General features: G+C 72.6%; 14 protein-coding genes. 8 read left to right on the forward strand and 6 right to left on the reverse strand.

Annotated elements, in window-relative coordinates:
- Positions 1 to 51: 51 nt before the first annotated feature.
- Complete coding sequence (locus tag ABZT74_RS32355; protein WP_356440763.1) at positions 52 to 1722, forward strand: hypothetical protein; 1671 nt, start codon at positions 52 to 54, stop codon at positions 1720 to 1722.
- A gap of 20 nt (positions 1723 to 1742) precedes the next feature.
- Here the strand turns inward: ABZT74_RS32355 and ABZT74_RS32360 are convergent, their stop codons facing one another.
- Positions 1743 to 2156, reverse strand: a complete 414-nt coding sequence (locus tag ABZT74_RS32360) for an organic hydroperoxide resistance protein (protein ID WP_081221601.1) — start codon at positions 2154 to 2156, stop codon at positions 1743 to 1745.
- Positions 2157 to 2280: 124 nt separating this feature from the next.
- Here ABZT74_RS32360 and ABZT74_RS32365 point away from each other — a divergent pair, with 124 nt between their 5' ends.
- On the forward strand, positions 2281 to 2778 hold the full coding sequence (locus ABZT74_RS32365; RefSeq protein WP_355862739.1) for a MarR family transcriptional regulator: 498 nt from the start codon (positions 2281 to 2283) through the stop codon (positions 2776 to 2778).
- Here ABZT74_RS32365 and ABZT74_RS32370 read toward each other — a convergent pair.
- A complete protein-coding gene (locus ABZT74_RS32370) occupies positions 2672 to 4186 on the reverse strand; it encodes a glycosyltransferase family 39 protein (protein ID WP_355863773.1) in 1515 nt (504 codons plus the stop codon). The genes ABZT74_RS32365 and ABZT74_RS32370 overlap by 107 nt on opposite strands.
- Positions 4187 to 4354: 168 nt before the next feature.
- Here ABZT74_RS32370 and ABZT74_RS32375 point away from each other — a divergent pair, with 168 nt between their 5' ends.
- The 4 genes from ABZT74_RS32375 (at position 4355) to ABZT74_RS32390 (ending at position 9417) form a co-directional block, all read left to right on the forward strand.
- Positions 4355 to 5620: a glycosyltransferase 87 family protein gene (locus ABZT74_RS32375; protein ID WP_356440767.1), complete on the forward strand. Its 1266-nt coding sequence runs from the start codon at positions 4355 to 4357 to the stop codon at positions 5618 to 5620.
- 58 nt (positions 5621 to 5678) lie between these two features.
- Complete coding sequence (locus ABZT74_RS32380) at positions 5679 to 7283, forward strand: glycosyltransferase family 2 protein (RefSeq protein ID WP_356440770.1); 1605 nt, start codon at positions 5679 to 5681, stop codon at positions 7281 to 7283.
- Positions 7284 to 7367: 84 nt separating this feature from the next.
- Positions 7368 to 8348, forward strand: a complete 981-nt coding sequence (gene galE / locus ABZT74_RS32385; protein ID WP_356440773.1) for a UDP-glucose 4-epimerase GalE — start codon at positions 7368 to 7370, stop codon at positions 8346 to 8348.
- 115 nt (positions 8349 to 8463) lie between these two features.
- Positions 8464 to 9417: an ADP-ribosylglycohydrolase family protein gene (locus ABZT74_RS32390; RefSeq protein ID WP_356440776.1), complete on the forward strand. Its 954-nt coding sequence runs from the start codon at positions 8464 to 8466 to the stop codon at positions 9415 to 9417.
- Here ABZT74_RS32390 and ABZT74_RS32395 read toward each other — a convergent pair.
- A complete protein-coding gene (locus tag ABZT74_RS32395; RefSeq protein ID WP_355862731.1) occupies positions 9404 to 10072 on the reverse strand; it encodes a TetR/AcrR family transcriptional regulator in 669 nt (222 codons plus the stop codon). The two genes, ABZT74_RS32390 and ABZT74_RS32395, sit on opposite strands and share 14 nt — an antisense overlap.
- 156 nt (positions 10073 to 10228) lie before the next feature.
- On the opposite strand from ABZT74_RS32395, the gene ABZT74_RS32400 reads away from it, so the two are divergent.
- Both ABZT74_RS32400 and ABZT74_RS32405 read left to right on the forward strand, forming a co-directional pair.
- A complete protein-coding gene (locus ABZT74_RS32400) occupies positions 10229 to 11149 on the forward strand; it encodes an ABC transporter permease (protein WP_356440779.1) in 921 nt (306 codons plus the stop codon).
- A gap of 82 nt (positions 11150 to 11231) precedes the next feature.
- A complete protein-coding gene (locus ABZT74_RS32405) occupies positions 11232 to 11993 on the forward strand; it encodes an ABC transporter ATP-binding protein (RefSeq protein ID WP_355863771.1) in 762 nt (253 codons plus the stop codon).
- A gap of 148 nt (positions 11994 to 12141) precedes the next feature.
- Here ABZT74_RS32405 and ABZT74_RS32410 read toward each other — a convergent pair whose 3' ends face one another.
- From ABZT74_RS32410 to ABZT74_RS32420, 3 genes are read right to left on the reverse strand one after another with little or no spacing between them, the layout of a single operon-like run.
- A complete protein-coding gene (locus ABZT74_RS32410) occupies positions 12142 to 13293 on the reverse strand; it encodes a glycosyltransferase (protein WP_356440782.1) in 1152 nt (383 codons plus the stop codon).
- The gene (locus ABZT74_RS32415) at positions 13290 to 16187 is read right to left on the reverse strand and encodes a CDP-glycerol glycerophosphotransferase family protein (RefSeq protein WP_356440785.1); all 2898 of its coding nucleotides are present in this window, start codon (positions 16185 to 16187) and stop codon (positions 13290 to 13292) included. Before ABZT74_RS32415 ends, ABZT74_RS32410 begins: the two co-directional genes overlap by 4 nt.
- Before the next feature lie 40 nt (positions 16188 to 16227).
- A complete protein-coding gene (locus ABZT74_RS32420; protein WP_356440788.1) occupies positions 16228 to 16728 on the reverse strand; it encodes a GtrA family protein in 501 nt (166 codons plus the stop codon).
- Positions 16729 to 16986: the final 258 nt, after the last annotated feature.

The following is a 16986-nucleotide window of genomic DNA, read 5'->3' on the forward strand; positions in this document are numbered from 1 at the left end:
GCATATACGGCAAATGCCGGAAACCGCTGAGCCCGTCCCACCTGCCGCCCGATGAGCGCCGATGTCCTCGCCCGGCGGGGGGCCGTCCGGGGCGCGACCGCGCTCCGCGGCGGCGGCACCTGGCGTCCGACGCCGTACCAGCTGTTCGGCGGACTGTTCTGGCTGGTGGTGACGCTCGCCTACTGGCGTGTCCCGCTGTGCTGCGACGCGGGCCAGCACGCGGCGGTCGTCGAGCGCCTGCGGGCGCATCTGCTCCATCCGCGGCACCCGATGGCGGACCTGCCGGGCGCGGGAAGCCCGTACTACTCGCCGTACGCGGTGGCGCAGGGCGCGTTCGCGCGGCTGACCGGGCTCGGCGGCTGGGCGGTCGTGCGGCTGTCGGGACCGGTGAACCTGCTGGTGCTGCTGACCGGCATCGGCCGTCTCGTGCGGACGCTGACACCCCGGCCGTGGGCGCCGGTCCTCTGCCTGTTCGCCATGGTGCTGCTCTGGGGCACCGAGCGGGCCTGGTGGAGCGGCTATCTCGGGCTGATGTCGATGACCGGGAACCTGGGTTATCCGTCGACGTTCGCCATCGGACTGACCTTCTGGGCCTGGGCGTTCACCGCCACGCGCGCGGCGGGCACGACCGGCGGTCCCGTGCGCTTCGTGGGCCCGGCGGGTCTCAGCAGCTGGTGGGGGTACGCCGCGCTCGGCGGGCTGTACGGGCTGATCCTGCTCGTCCACCCGATCACCGCGCTCGCGGCGGCGCTCGGAGCCGTGGCGTTCGTGGCGGGCTCCCGGCGCGGCCCGGTTCCGGCCGTCGCGGGCCGGTGGCTGCTGACGGGCGTGGTGGCGCTCCTGGTCGCGTACGCCTGGCCGTACTTCGACGTCTTCGCGCTGACCGGGGACCGCGGCGTGGACGCCATGCACGAGCGGCTGTACGACGGGATGCCCGGGCACTTCTGGCTGGCGGCGGCCGGGCTGCCGGCGCTGTGGCTGCGGGCCCGGAGCGCCCGCAGGCTCGGCGGGCAGGGGTGGCGTGATCCGCTGGTGCTGCTGTTCGCGTTGGACTGCGCGGTGGTCGCCTACGGCTGGGCGAGCGGGCACTACACGTTCGGCAGGATCCTCGGGCTCACGCTCGTGCCGCTGCAGTTCGCGCTCGGGGTGGAGCTGGCGGCGCCCCGGCCGTGGGGCCGGGGGCGGCGGCTGCTGGGGTGGACGGCGGCCTGCGCCGCGCTGGCCGGGTTCCTCACCGTGCAGGCCGGGGCGGTCGTGCCCCGCGCACTCGACCCGGTCGGCTTCGACCAGCCGCCGCACTGGCCGACGTACGACTGGGCCGCCCGGCACATCGCACCGGGCGAGGCGGTCGTCACCGACGGGTACTACGCGGTGCATCTGATCGCGGGCTACGGCCCGGACCTCGCCGCGCCCGCCTGGCCCGACCCCGCCCTCGACGAGGGTGAGAGGCGGCGGCGGGTCGCGGCCGTCCGCGCCTACCTCGACCCGGCCTCGACACGGGCCGAGCGCACCGCCGTCGCCCGCCGGTACCACGTCCGCTGGCTGCTGCTGACGCGCTGGCGGCGGGTTCCCGAGGAGGCGACGGTGGTGGCGTGGAGCCGCGAGACCGGGGAGGTGCTGGCCCGGGTCGGCACGGGGGCCGGTCCGGCCGGGGACACGGGCACGGCAGGTGGCGGGGCCACCGGCGCGGCGGCCGGTCCCGGGGTTCGTCCCGCCCGGTGACGCGCCGCCGCCGGTGACGACTACTCGATGACGAGCTCGACCGGGATGTTGCCGCGGGTGGCGTTGGAGTAGGGGCAGACCTGGTGGGCCTGCTCGACCAGCTTGCGGCCGGTGGCCTCGTCCACGGTGTCGGGCAGCTCGACGCGGAGCGTGACGGCCAGGCCGAAGCCCTCGCCCTGCTTGCCGATGCCGACCTCACCGGTCACCGCGGCCTCGGAGACGTCGACCTTCGCGGCGCGGCCGACGACGCCGAGGGCGCTCGCGAAACAGGCGGCGTAACCGGCGGCGAAGAGCTGCTCGGGGTTGGTGCCCTGCCCGCTGCCGCCCATCTCCACCGGGATCGCCAGCTGGAGGTCGAGCTTGCCGTCCGAGCTCACGGCACGGCCGTCGCGGCCGTGGGTGGCGGTGGCGACTGCGGTGTAGAGCGTGTCCATGAGGACCATCCCTCTCAAGTCGGTTCCTTGGCGGGGCTGCCGGTCCGGCGGCCCCACGACCAGAATTAGAGCACGCAATTCAGTTGTGCACAACTTAATGGCTCGCACGAGCTATCCTGGGCCCATGACCGCCACACCCGCGCCGGCCTCCCCGGCCCCCTCCGACGGGGACTTCCTCCGCCTCGACCAGCAGATCTGCTTCTCGCTGAACGCCGCCTCGCGCGCCTTCGGCGGTGTGTACCGGGTGATCCTCAAGGACCTCGGGCTCACCTACCCGCAGTACCTGGTGATGCTGGTGCTGTGGGAGCACGGCGAGCTGCCCGTGAAGAAGCTCGGCGAGCATCTGCGGCTCGACTCGGGGACGCTGTCGCCGCTGCTGAAGCGGCTGGAGGCGGCGGGCCTCGTACTGCGGGAGCGCAGCACGCGGGACGAGCGGTCCGTGCAGGTGCGCCTCACCGAGGAGGGCGGCGCCCTGCGGGAGCGCGCGGCGTCCGTGCCGCGCCGGATCGGGGCGGCTACCGGGGCGGACCTGGAGGAGATCCGAGAGCTCCGGGACCGGCTCGACCGACTGACGGCCGCTCTCGACCGGGCGGCTCTGTCGCAGACACCGGGCTCCGCATAGGCCTGCGCACGTAGAGACGCATCGTCACGCCGCGGCGCACGACCTGCTCACGGGGCACGAACTGCTCGTCGACCACGGCGAGTTTGGCGCGCTCGGTGGGAGTGCCCGGATACCAGGAGGGCACCGTCGCGAACGGCTCGGCGACCAGCCACACCCGGTCGAGCCCCTTCAGCCGGCGGCGCAGTTCGGCTGCGCCCGCCTCACGGCCGTACAGGGTGCCCGAGGCCGGCGCCGGAACACTCAGCGCGATGTCGCGGATTCCCAGGAACCCCTTCGGATAGGCCAGGGCCGCGCGCCGGGCCAGCGAGGGCAGGAACAGCACGGGGTCGCCCGGGCGCAGTTCGCGGTGGGCGACGGCGGAGACCGCGGCGAGGTTGTCGGGACGCCGGTCGGGGCTGCGGTCCTGGCGCAGGATCGGGAGCTGCACGGCGAAGACGAGGGTGACGCCGAGGACGCCGCTGAGGACCGCGTGCGGCAGCAGCCGGGGCAGCAGGGCGGTGAGCCGTTCGGCCCCGGCCGCCGCGAGGAGCGGTGCACCGGCGAGCGCGTACAGGACGTACCGGTCGTCGTAGAGGGGCCACCAGCGCGACACCGTCAGCAGCACCAGGGGCGGCACCGCGGCGAGCGGCAGGGCGACCGCCGGGAGGGTGAGCGCGCCGCGGCGGGGCGGGCCGGGCACGAACGCGAGGGCGGCGAGCAGGAGATAGGGCAGGACCACGAGCCGCGCCGGACCGGTGAACGTCGTGAGCAGTCGCTCCGCGCTGCGCAGCCCGGTCCGCGACAGCCAGGCGACCTGCTCGGACTGCCCCTGCGAGACGATCAGGAGCGGCAGCAGCACGAGGGCCACGCCCGCGGCGGCGAGGAGCCAGCGGCGCCACACCCGGGCCGGCGGGCGCGCGAGGGCCAGCGTGCAGGCGTGCGCGAGCAGCAGGAGCAGGGCCATCTCGTGCAGCAGGCAGGTCACGGCGAGCGCCGCGCCGTACGCCCACCAGGGACCCGGCCGCGGGGACGGGACGGCCCGCACCAGGAGCAGGGTCGCTCCCGCCGCTCCGGCCGCGACGAGCGCGTAGGAACGGCCTTCCTGGGCGAAGTGGCCGGCCATCGGCGTGACGGCGTACAGGAGCCCCGCCCACAGGCCGACCCGCGGCCGGCACAGGCGGACGCCGAGGGCGGCGACCAGGCCGGCGGTCGCGGCGGCGCCGCATACGGAGGGCAGCCGCAGGGCGATCTCGCCGGGGTGCGGCGCGAGGACGGCGTGCATGCCGAGGTAGTACAGGCCGTGCACGGCGTCCACGGAGTGCAGCAGGTGCCAGATCTGGGGCACCGAGCGCCGGGCGACCTGGAAGGTCACCGCCTCGTCGCGCCACATGGCGCCGCGGTCGAGCCCCCAGAGCCCGATCGCGAGCATCACGAGCACGGGAAGGAGAACGGCCGCTGTCTCCGGACGCCCCACTGCCGACCGTCTGACCCACGCATACACCATGGGCCAAATTTTTTGCTATTAAACAACCTTTGGCCGGTATTGACGGCGTATCGACCGCAATAGCCCATCCATGCGGCTTACGATCCGGCCTTGATGAGCGTCCTCAGGAACCACCGCCCGCTTGCCCTCGCCGCCGTCTGGCTCGCCACCCGCGCCCTGATGCTGTGGCTCCTCGCCCACGACGACCTCCGTCTCCTCGGCCGGGGCGGCGTGTCCCGCGAGGTCGGACATCTCTACTTCCGCTGGTACGGCGTCCTGTCGCAGGGCGCGTTCCCGGCGGGCGACCGGCTGTGGCAGTACCCGCCCGGCGCGGGCCCCGTCCTGCTGGCACCCGCGCTGCTGCCGTGGCTGACCTACGTCACGGCGTTCGTGGCGCTCACCCTCGTGGCAGACCTCGTGATCACCGTCGCGCTCACGCGCGCGGGGCGGCGGGCCGGCCGCAGCCTGCGCGGCGCCCTGCTGTGGGTGCTGGGCCTGCCGCTGCTGCTGCACATCCCGCTCGCCCGGTACGACGTGCAGGTCACCGCCTTCGCCGTGCTCTCCCTGCTGGCGCTGTCGCGCTCCCCGCGCGCGGGCGGGGTGTTCGCCGCGCTGGGCGCCCTCGTGAAGGTGTGGCCCGCGCTCGCGCTGATCGGCACACCCCGGGGCCGGACCACCCGGGAGGCCTGGACGTCGGCCGTGGTCGCGGCCGCCGCGCTGCTCGCCGTCCTCGTCGCCGCGTTCAGCAACTCCTTCGACTTCCTGCGCCAGCAGGGCGGCCGGGGCGTGCAGATCGAATCGCTCGGCGGCACGGTGCTGGGGTTCGCGCGCCACGCCGGCTGGCCGGGAACGGCCCGCTACCAGTACGGCGCCATGGAGTTCGTGGGCCCGTACGTCAGCTCGGTCGCGGCCGGCTCCCTCGCCCTGACCGTCGCGGCGTTCGGGATCCTGCTGCTGTGGCGGGTGCGGGCCCGGCACTGGACGGCGGCCACGCCGTTCGACGCGGCGCTCGCCGCCGTCCTGCTGTTCACCGTGACGAGCCGGGTGATCAGCCCCCAGTACATGGTGTGGCTGCTGGGCCTGGCCGCCGTCTGCCTGACCTCGCGGCACACCACCCAACGCCCGGTCGCCGCACTGATCGTGGCGGCGACGGCGGTCAGCACGGTCGTGTACCCGGCGATGTACGGCGAGGTGATCCACAGCACCTGGACGGGCTGTCTGCTGATGCTCGTGCGCAACGGCCTGCTGGCCGCCGCGGCGGGCCTGTCACTCGTACGGCTGTGGCGGTCCGGACTGCCCCCGACCACCGCGGGCCGCATCCCCCAGCGCCGGACGCGCGCCACGCGCCGCGCCCTCGCCGGAGTGCGGACAGGACACTGAGCGCCCCTTAACGGAGAATTGCCGCAACTCATCCGAATCCGGACCGTGGACCGCCCTCATGACCCCTCATCGCGCGAAGGTCACCGTCGTCGTCATCGGTTACGACGACGGTGACCACGTGGCGGACGCCGTGCGCTCCGCCCTCGCCCAGGGCGACGCCGTGCGCGAGGTGATCGCCGTCGACGACTGCTCGACCGACGGCAGCGCCGCCCTCCTCGACACGCTCGCGGCCGGGGAGCCCCGCCTGACGGTGGTCCACCGGGCCGTCAACAGCGGCGGCTGCGGCAGCCCGCGCAACGACGGCATCGACGCGGCGACCGCCCCGTACGTGATGTTCCTCGACAGCGACGACGTCCTGTCGCCCGGCGCGGTCGACGCGCTGCTCGGCACGGCCGAGGCGCACGGCGTCCAGGTCGCGGCCGGGCTGTGCGTGCGCCGTGAGCTGCCGTCGGGCCGCGAGATCCCCTGGGAGCGCGCGCTCTACGCGGGACCCGCCGTGCTCCCCAACCCCTCCCGGCGTCCGCGTCTCGCGCACGACACGCTCTGCGTCAACAAGCTGTACCGCACCGACTTCCTGCGCGACCACGGCATCCGCTTCCCCGACGGCCGCTACCCCTACGAGGACTGCGTGTTCACCGCGCGCGTACTGGCCGCCGCGCCGCGCGTCGCCCTCGTCCCGGACACGGTCTACGTGTGGCACGTGCGGCGCGACGCCGAGCGGCTGTCCATCTCGCTCGACCGCGCGGACATCTCCAACTGGCGTGCGCGCACCGAGGCGAACCGGGCGGCCTACGAGATCCTCCTCGGCGCCGGAGAGAAGCGGCTCGCGCGGGCCGTGCACGCCAAGTTCCTCGACCACGACCTGCGGATGTACACGCGGGAACTGGAGTTGCGCACCGCCGCCTACCGCCGCGCCTGGTGGGACCACACGCGCGCGTACCTGTCGACGTTCGACGCGGCCGACCTCACCCTCAACCCGAGCGCCCCCGGCCGTCTCCTCGCCCGCGTGCTGCTCGCCTCGCACCGGCCGCGCGACCTGCCCCGGCTGCGGGAACTGGCGGCCCGCCCGGCCCGGCTGCTCCCCCCGTACGCCCGCGCCTCCGACGGCACCCCGGTCTGGTCCTCGGACCTCCCCCAGGTCACCCTGGAGCACTTCCTGGAGCGCCCGGCCCATCTGCTGCCGGCCGCCGTCGACGCGGAGCTGCGGGTCCGCGCGCGGGGCACCCGGCTGCGGCTGCGCCTGCACGAGCTGTACGGCCGGATGGCCGAGGCCGGTCCGGCATCGGTGGACGTGGTGTTCACCCGCCGCGAGGACGGCCGGGCGGGCCCGCGCGCCGAGGCCCGGCTGCTGGCCGACCGGTACGGGGACGTGTGGACGGCGGAGACCCCGGTGGAGCTGTCCGAGCTGGAGCCGGGCACCTGGGACCTGCGTCTGACCCTCGGTTTCCGTGACGGCACGAGCCGGGAGGTGACGGCGCACGCGCTGGGCGGCCCCGGCCTGCTGCGCCGCCGCGCCGTCCCGGACGTCCACCACGGCGTCCGCAGCGTGTACTTCCTGCAGCCGTACCGGACCCACGCGGGCGCGCTCGCCCTGCGCACCACGTCCGGTTGGCGAGGAATGACCGAGGTGCTGCGCCGCAGGGCCGGGCGCCTGCTTCACTGATACGCGAAGACACGCGGGGCCGCACGGGATGCACGGGGACGCGCGACCGGGCACCACGGGCTCACTGACGAGGGGACGGCCCACATGACCTGGCTGATCACCGGCGGCGCCGGCTACATCGGGGCGCACGTCGTCCGCGCGCTGCGCGAGGCGGGCGAGGGTGCCGTGGTCTACGACGACCTGTCGACGGGGATCGCCGAGCGGGTGCCGTCGGACGTCCCGCTGGTGGTCGGCTCGACCCTGGACGGCGAACTGGTGGCCCGGACCCTCGCGGAGCACGCGATCACCGGGGTCGTCCACCTGGCGGCGAAGAAGCAGGTCGGCGAGTCCGTGGACCTGCCCCTGCACTACTACCGGGAGAACATCGAGGGACTGCGCGTCCTGCTGGACGCCGTGACCGCCGCGTCCGTGACGGCCTTCGTCTTCTCGTCCTCGGCCGCGGTGTACGGCATGCCGGACGTGGAGCTGGTGACGGAGGAGACGCCGTGCGTGCCGATGAGCCCGTACGGCGAGACGAAGCTCGCGGGCGAGTGGCTGGTCCGCGCGACGGGCCGCGCGACCGGCCTGTCCACGGCCTCCCTGCGCTACTTCAACGTGGCCGGCGCGGCGAGCCCCGAACTGGCCGACGTGGGCGTCTTCAACCTCGTCCCGATGGTCTTCGAGAGGCTGACGGAGAACGCGCCGCCGCGCATCTTCGGCGACGACTACCCGACCCCCGACGGCACCTGCGTCCGCGACTACATCCACGTGGTCGACCTGGCCGAGGCGCACGTCGCCGCGGCCCGCGCGCTGCGGGCCTCCCCCGGCGCCGGCCTGACCCTCAACATCGGCCGCGGCGAGGGCGTTTCGGTCCGCGAGATGATCGACCGCATCAACGCGGTCACCGGCTACGACCGCCCCCCGGTCACCACTCCCCGCCGCCCCGGCGACCCGGCCCGCGTCGTCGCCTCCGCCACCCGCATCGCCACCGAACTCGGCTGGAAGGCCCGCTACGACGTCGAGGACATGATCACCTCGGCCTGGACGGGCTGGACCCACCACCATCCAGGGGCGGACCGGGGCTGACGGCCCGACCGCTTCGGCGGGGGCTCCGTCCGGGGCGGCGCACCCGGGCAGCACGCCGGAACCGGTGCCGGAACCGGTGTCCGAACCCGCCCGCGACCGCCCGTACGCTCGCCCCATGACCGCCATCGGCACGATCCTCGGTTCCGCGGTGGGTGACGCGCTGGGCGCTCCCTTCGAGTTCGGGCCGGAAGGGGCGTTCACGCGGCGCTTCCCCGTTCCCGGACAGGGCGGGGAGATGTGCGGTGGCGGTGGCTGGGACCCGGGCGAGGCGACCGACGACACGCAGATGGCGGTGATCGTCGGCGACTCCTTGGTCCGGCACGGCGGCCTCGAACTCCCGGACGTCTTCGACGGGTTCCGGCGGTGGGCGGCGGCCGAACCGAAGGACATCGGCCTCCAGACGGAAGCGGTCCTCACGAGCGGCGACCCCTGGGATCTCGCGTCCGCCCTGCACTTCCAGGTAAGTCAACGCGCCGCCGGGAACGGCTCGTTGATGCGGGCGGCGACCTCCGCGGTGTTCTTCGCCGCGTGCGGCCGGGACGTCACGATGTCCGCCGCCCGCCGGATCGCCGCGCTCACCCACGGCGACCGCGCGGCCTGGGAGGGCACGGCGATCCTCCACGAACTCGTCCGCACCGCCCTGGTCGGGCACGATCCCCTCACCGCGCTCCCCGACACCCTGGACGCGGTCCACCCGGACCACCGCGCCCGCTACGCGACCGTCCTCGCCGGCGACTGGCACCCGGACAGGGCGACCGAGTTCAACGGCGCGGTCTGGCCCTGCCTCGGCTCGGCGGTGTGGGCGCTGCGCACGACGGACTCCTTCGAGGACGCCCTGCGCGCGGCGGTCGACCTCGGCGGCGACACGGACACGGTCGCCGCCGTGACGGGCGCCCTCGCCGGGGCCGTGTACGGGGACGACGCGATCCCCGGCCGGTGGACCGCGGCCCTGCACGTCCCCCTGCCGGGTTCGGGCGGCCGGGTCCTGCGGGCGGACGACGTCGCGGGGCTCGCCGGCCGGCTGGCCGACGGGCCCCGGACGCCCGCCGACGGGATCACAACGCCTTGAGCGCCGCCGCTGTCGTGCGGGCCAGGGCGGCCAGGTAGGGCTTCGGGAGTTTGGGGCCGCGGACCACGACCGCCCGCCAGTACAGGGGGCCGGACATCAGGTCCAGGGCCAGTTCGAGGTCGGCGCCCTCGCGGACCTCGCCGCGAGCGGTGGCCGCCGCGACGATGCCGCTCGCGACGCCCTGCTGACCCTCCCGCAGCGCCTTCTGGAGCGCGTCCGCGATCTCGGGGTTGCGGGCCGCCTCGGCCTGGAGGTCGGGGATGATCTGGCCGGCCACCGGGTGCCGCAGGGCGCGTGAGGTGACCTCGTAGAGCAGCCGGAGGTCGCCCTCCAGGGAGCCGGTGTCGGGGGCGGGCAGTCCCTGGACGGCGATCGCCGAGACCAGGTCGAGCACGAGATGGCGCTTGGAGCGCCAGCGCCGGTACACCGCGGTCTTGCCGACCCCGGCACGGCGGGCGATGCCCTCGATGGACATCCGGGCGTATCCGACGGCCGCGAGCTCCTCGAAGACGGCGGCACGGATCGCTTCGGTCACATCCTCCCTCAGTACGGCCGCACCGGCGGGGGCCCGGCGACGCGGGGCCTTCCCGTCGGCAGGCGCGGGCGTGGCGGCACTCGCGGCTGTGTCGGCGTTCGTGGTCATACGGACCAGCATAGGCCGTTACGTCGAAACGGTTGCGTTCCGACGTAGACAGCCCTACGCTCACGTTGCGACGATACGGTCCCGTCCCGACGTAAGAGAACGGCAAAGAGCAGTCCTCGAAATGGTCAGGACGCCCCGCACCCCACCCCCCGAGCGAAAGCAACGGATGTGAGCCAGGTCCTCCACACCCCGCCCGCGACAGCGACGACGGCCTCCCCCGCCGACGCCGCCGCGGCCTCCGCCGCCCGGTACGGCCTCACCGTCAGCGGCGCCCGCCCGAGCCTGCCCGCGTACGTCCGCCAGCTGTGGGCGCGGCGCCACTTCATCACCGCGTTCGCCACCGCCAAGCTCACCTCGCAGTACAGCCAGGCCAAGCTCGGCCAGGTGTGGCAGGTGATGACCCCGCTGCTGAACGCGGCGGTCTACTACTTCATCTTCGGCATCCTGCTCGGTACCAAGCACGGCGTCCCGGACTACATCCCGTTCCTGGTCACCGGCGTCTTCATCTGGACCTTCACGCAGAGTTCGATCATGGCGGGCACCCGGGCGATCTCCGGCAGCCTCGGCCTGGTCCGCGCCCTGCACTTCCCCCGCGCCGCGCTCCCGGTGTCGTACGCCCTCCAGCAGCTCCAGCAGCTGCTGTTCTCGATGGCCGCGCTCGTGGTGATCCTGCTCTGCTTCGGAGTGCCGGTCAGCGCCTCGTGGCTGCTCGCCGTGCCGGTGCTGGTGCTCCAGTTCACCTTCAACGCCGGCGTGGCGATGGTCATGGCCCGGATGGGCGCCCGCACTCCGGACATCGCCCAGCTCATGCCGTTCCTGCTGCGCACCTGGATGTACGTCTCCGGTGTCATGTGGAGCATCGACAAGGTGCTCAGCAACAACAAACTGCCGCACTGGGCGATGGTCCTGCTGGAGAGCAACCCCGCGGCCGTCTACATCGACCTGATGCGCTTCGCGCTGATCGACAGCTTCCACGCGCACCAGCTGCCGCACCACGTCTGGGCCCTCGCGGTGGGCTGGGCGCTCGTCGCCGGCGTCGGCGGCTTCATCTACTTCTGGAAGGCTGAGGAGACCTACGGCCGTGGCTGACACCATCACGCAGCAGACGCAGGCGACGCAGGACGTTCCGCCGCAGGGCACCGCGGCGGCGTCCGGAGCGGGCCCGGAGCCCATCCCCACCGTCATCGCCGAGAGCGTCGACATCGTCTACCGCGTCAACGGCACGGGCGCCGGACGCGGCAGCGCGACTGCCGCCCTCAACCGCATGCTGCGCCGCAAGCAGAGCGAGAAGGCGGCGGGCGTCCGCAAGGTCCACGCCGTCAAGTCCGTGTCCTTCACCGCCTACCGGGGCGAGGCCATCGGCCTGATCGGCACCAACGGCTCCGGCAAGTCCACACTGCTCAAGGCCGTCGCCGGTCTGCTCCCCGTGGAGAACGGCAAGATCTACACGGACGGCCAGCCCTCGCTGCTCGGCGTCAACGCCGCCCTGATGAACGACCTCACCGGCGAACGGAACGTCTACCTCGGCGGCCTCGCGATGGGCATGTCCCGCGAGCAGGTCAAGGAGCGCTACCAGGAGATCGTCGACTTCTCCGGCATCAACGAGAAGGGCGACTTCATCACCCTGCCGATGCGGACCTACTCCTCCGGCATGGCGGCCCGGCTGCGCTTCTCCATCGCCGCGGCCAAGGACCACGACGTCCTGATGATCGACGAGGCGCTCGCCACCGGGGACCGCTCCTTCCAGCGGCGCTCCGAGGCCCGCATCCGCGAGCTGCGCAAGAGCGCCGGCACGGTGTTCCTGGTCAGCCACAACAACAAGTCGATCCGCGACACCTGCGACCGCGTGCTGTGGCTGGAACGCGGCGAGCTGCGCATGGACGGACCCACCGAGGACGTCCTCAAGGAGTACGAGAAGTTCACGGGCAAGTAGCGGCCCGCAACGGACGGGACGCGGGCTGTCGAAGCCCCGCGTCCCGTCCGGCGTTTCTCGGCGATTCTGCGTCTCTGGGTCTCTGGGGCTCCGGGGCTCCGGGCCTCTGCGCCCAAGCCTCCGGCGCTGAGCCCTCAGTGCCCAGCCCTCAGCGCTCCAGGAACGCGAACAGTTCCTCCCACCCGCGGACCACCTCACCGGTCGTGAAGCGCTGGACGTTCACGCGCGCCGCCTCGCCCATGGCGTCCCGCAAGGCCTTGTCGGACATCAACGTGTCGAGTCTGCGAGCCAGTTCACCGGTGTTGCCGAGGCTCGCGAGGAGACCGTCCTCACCGTCCCGGATGATCTCGTGGACGCCGGGCGCGCAGTCGAAGGCCGCGCACGGGACCCCTGCGGCCATCGCCTCCATGACGGCGAGCGGGAACCCCTCGCCCCGCGAGGAGAGCACGAACACCGAGCCGCCGCGCAGCGCGCCGGGCACATCGCTCGTCCGCCCCATCCAGTCGACCGAGTCGTCCAGCCCGAGGGCCGTGCACTGCTTCTTGAGGATCTCCTCGTCCTCCCCCGAGCCGTAGATCCGCAGCCGCCAGTCCGGATGCAGCGGCGCCGTCTCCGACCAGGCGTCGAGCAGCATGTCGATGCCCTTCTGGTCGTGCAGCCGGCCGATGCTGACGACGACGTTCTCGGTGCGCGGCGAGGGCACCTCGGGCATGAACGGCAGCGGGTTCGGCATGAAGGACGCGTTGTTCATGCCCTGCCTGATCCACAGGTCGGCGTCCTCGCGGGTGAGCGCGAGCATCCGGTCGACGTCCTCGTAGTGCTTCAGGACCCGTCGGAAGCGCGAGGTCGACCGGGAGTACGCGAAGGACTCGTGGCTCATCCCGATGACGGTCAGCCCCGTGGTGTCGGCGAGTTCCACCCACTCCATGGCCCACACCTGCGTGACGATGACGACGCCGCCGGGCCGCGCCGTCCGCAGCAGTCCGGTCAGGCGGCCGGCCCGTTCCCGCATCCCGGCCGCCCGTTCGGCCCGCCGCCGGTGCTCGACGACGTCGATCCGCCCGCGCAGCCCGCCCACCGCACGCACCCGCGGCGGCCGGACCTCGTACAACGTCGTGGTCGGGTACGGGAGTTCGCCCAGCTCCTGCGGGACGTCGGGGTCGGTGATCCCGATGACGTGCACGCGGTGCCCGCGTTCCATGAAGAGGCGGGCCATCTGGTGCGACCAGCTGGTCACCCCGCCGAGTTCGTCGACGCTGTTGGAGACGAAGAAGATGTCCCGCTGAGGGAAGTCGGTCATCCACGCCTCCAGTGCGCGAAGAACTGCTCGACGATGTCGCGGGACGCGGTCCCCTGGTCGTACTCGCCGAACTCGGCCGTGAACTGTTCGCGCTTCGGCGCGTACTTGACGCTCTGTTCCTCCAGCGAGCCGAGGACGACGTGCAGTTCGTCCTCGGTGCGCACGACGGGTCCGGGAGCGCGCTCCAGCAGGTCGAAGTAGGTGCCGCGGCCCTCGTGCACGTACTCCTCGTAGTCGTACACGAAGAAGAACATGGGCCGGTCGAGGAGGGCGTAGTCGAACATCACCGACGAGTAGTCGGTGATCAGTCCGTCGGCCAGCGCGAGCAGCGGGGTCATGTCGTGGTGCGCGGTGACGTCGATGACGCGCCCGCGCACGGACGGCGGGAGCACGACGTGGTTCAGGTAGTGGGAGCGGACCAGCAGGACGTAGCGGTCGCCGAAGGTGTCGGCGAAGCGCTGCACGTCGAAGGGCAGCTCGAACCGCTTCTGCCCGCTGCCGCGGTCCCGGAAGGTCGGGGCGTACAGCAGGATCTGCTTGTCCTCGGGGATACCCAACTCCGCTGCCAGTGGCCCGCGTTCGCGCGATTCGCCGGCCCGCTCCGCCATCCGCGCCCGCACGAGCTCGTCGTTGCGCGGGTAGCCGACCCGCAGCAGGGTCCGTTCCTGGAGCCGGAAGGCCCGCGCGAGGGTGCGGACGTCGTGCTCGGAGCGGATCAGGAACCGGTCGAAGCGGTCCAGCGTGCGCTGCTGCACGTCCTGCGCCGTCCGCGACTTGAGCTTCCACTCCGGTTCGTCGAAGCCCATCCGCTTGAGGGCGGAGCCGTGCCAGGTCTGGAGGTACGTGGTCGCGGGCCGCTTGGTGAGCTTGAGCGGGTAGCTCTGGTTGTCGACCCAGAACTCGGCCTGCGCGAGCGCCCGCAGGTAGGGCAGCGACCAACGGCGGACGAGGGTGGCGTCGTCCGGGAACCCGTCGGGCCGGCCCTCGTACGACCAGACCGCGTCGAACTCCAGGCCCTGGCGGCGCATCTCCTCGTAGAGGGCGCGGGGGCTGTCGCTGTACTGGCGGCCCAGGTGGCTCTCGAAGACGACGAGGCGCCGCCGGACGGGCAGCCGGCTGAACACCTCATGGTAGAGGCGGATCTTGGCCGGTCCCGAGGTGAGGTCCTTGCGCAGCGAACGCGCCCTGCGGTAACCCGACTTGGCGAGCGCCCCGGGCCTGCCGTGGATACCGCGCTGCACGAGGGCGTTCGCCCTCTTGTCCGGGACCAGCCGGTAGGACAGGTGCCCGCGTGTGGAGACGACCGGCTCGAACCGGTCGGCGACCAGCCGGGTGAGCCGGGGCCGGACGGGCGACCGGCCCGCGATCAGGCCGGGTTCGGCGGCGGTGAGCCGTGTGGTGGTGCGGACCCCGTCGACGAGGAGGTGCAGCCGTACGTCCCAGACGGTGTCCACGACGCCGAGCGGGCGCACGGCCGTGAGGTCCGCCGAGCCCTCCCAGGCGATGGTGTCGCCGGCGTGCCGCACACGGGCCACGGGGAAGCGGAACGTCCGGAAGCGCACACCGCGCCGTCGGGCGTAGAACTCCAGCTCCGCGGTGAGCCGGGCGTCCGGCGGAATGACCCCGAGCGGGTTGGTGACGCGCCCGGCGAGCCGGACGGCACCGCCGGGACCCGGCTCGTAGGAGGTGAGTTCGTCGCGCAGGAACATCTTCTCGACGGGCCGGGCGTGGTACCCGAGGTCGGTGACGTCCAGGACGTGGCGGCCGAAGGGGTCGTCGAGGTGCTCGGCGCACCAGTACACGCGGCCGTCGCGTTCGACGAGCGGCGAGGAGATCTTGTCGCGGTTGGCGAGGGTGTCCACGGCCGGCAGCAGGTTGTCCCAGTCGCTGACCTGGAGGAGGTAGGCGCAGACGGCGTGGATGGGTTCGGCCTCGTCGAAGGCGGCGCGGTCGATCGACTCCAGGTACTGCCGGGCGATGGCGGCGAACTCCTCGCGGTAGGCCGCGTCCCGGAAGGGCAGTTCACGCAGGTGCAGCACGAGGTCGTGCTTGAGGAACTTGACGTCCTTGGCGAACTTCAGCTCCAGCAGGCCCTTGTCGGCGAGGAGCCGGTCGACGCGCCGGTGGATCTCCATGCGGTGCGCGAAGTTGGCGATCTCGTCACGCCGGTTGCTGATGGACTTCGCCGCCGCCTTGTCGGCGACCCGCCAGTCGTACACCCGGTTGGGGATGAGGGTGATGCGGCGGGCCGAGGCGTAGGCCTGGGCGGAGAAGAGCAGGTCCTCGTAGTGGATGCCGACGGGGAAGCGCAGGTCCTCGTCGAGCAGGAAGCGCCGGCGGTAGCACTTGTTCGTCGACAGGGTGTCGAAGACCATCAGGTCGGGCAGTTCGGAGATCGACTCCAGCGTGCGGGTGCGCTCGTACAGCCAGGGGTACCACTTGACCTCCTTGCCCGTGCGCGAGTCGACGTGCACGCGCACGCACAGCCCCGAGACGAGATCGGCGCCGGTGGTCTCGGCGGCCTCCAGCATGTTGCGGCAGGCGTTGCGCTCCAGGACGTCGTCGCTGTCGAGGAAGACCACGAAGTCGCCGCGGGCCTCGGTGATGCCGCGGTTGCGGGGGGCGCCGCAGCCGCCGCTGTTCTCGGGCAGCCGGCAGGCGCGGACCCGGCCGGGATGGGCGGCGGCCAGTCCGCGCGCCACGTCGTACGAGCCGTCGGTGCTCCGGTCGTCGACGATGACGACCTCGACGGCGCGCAGCGTCTGGTCCAGTACGGAGCGGACCGCCGTGGGCAGCCGGTCGGTGTCGTTGTAGACGATGACGACCACGGAGACGGCCGGCCGGGAGGGCCCGGTGCCGGACGGGGCGGACGCACCATGTTGATCCACGTTCATCCTATTTATCGTAGGGACCCCGCCCCGTTATGGTGTGCTATCACCCGTTCTTCGCGTGTTGGAAGACCCAGGTCCGGTAGGCGACGAAGCGGAACGCGGAGGCCAGCACGATGGACAGCACCTTGGCGATGTTCGAGCCGAGCGAGCCGCTCATCCCGAACGCGTGGTACCCGAGGTAGAACAGGGCGCTCTCCATCACGACACCGAGCCCGCTGAACGCGAAGAAGAGGGCGATCTGGCCGCGGGTGCGCGAGGCCCGGTCCCGATAGGCGAAGAAACGGAAGCCGAGGTAGTTCGTGCCCATCGCGACGCAGCTGGCGAGCACGGTGGCGACCATCGGCGCCCAGTTCAGTCCGTGCAGGGCCAGATTGAAGAAGAGGACGTTGACGGCGACCCCGCTGCCCCCGACGACCGAGAAGCGCGCCAGCTCCAGGGCGAACCGCCGGACCCGCGGGGGCCTGGTGGCGGCCTGAGGACCCCGGGGGCGGACGACGGGGGCTGTCGCGGCGGGAGCCTGCCGCTCGGTGAGGTGCACTGTCACGGGTCCGGGTCCTCCACACGTCTGTCCGTCGCCAGAGCATCTGGTCGAGCGATCGATCGAGCCAACCTTAAGCCAAATGTCTTATTTACCAGGTATAGGTAAATTGCGAGCCGGGGTTTCGCAGGAGAACCACCAGAGGCAGGCAAGAGAAGGGCGCGGTGCCCCGGTCCGGGAGGACCGGGGCACCGCGCCGGAGGTGACGCGCCTCAAGGCGTGACGCACCTCATGCCGACGGGGGCGCCCCGGACCCTGAAGGCC

Source organism: Streptomyces sp. NPDC005302 (genome assembly GCF_040607345.1).
Taxonomy (GTDB): domain Bacteria; phylum Actinomycetota; class Actinomycetes; order Streptomycetales; family Streptomycetaceae; genus Streptomyces.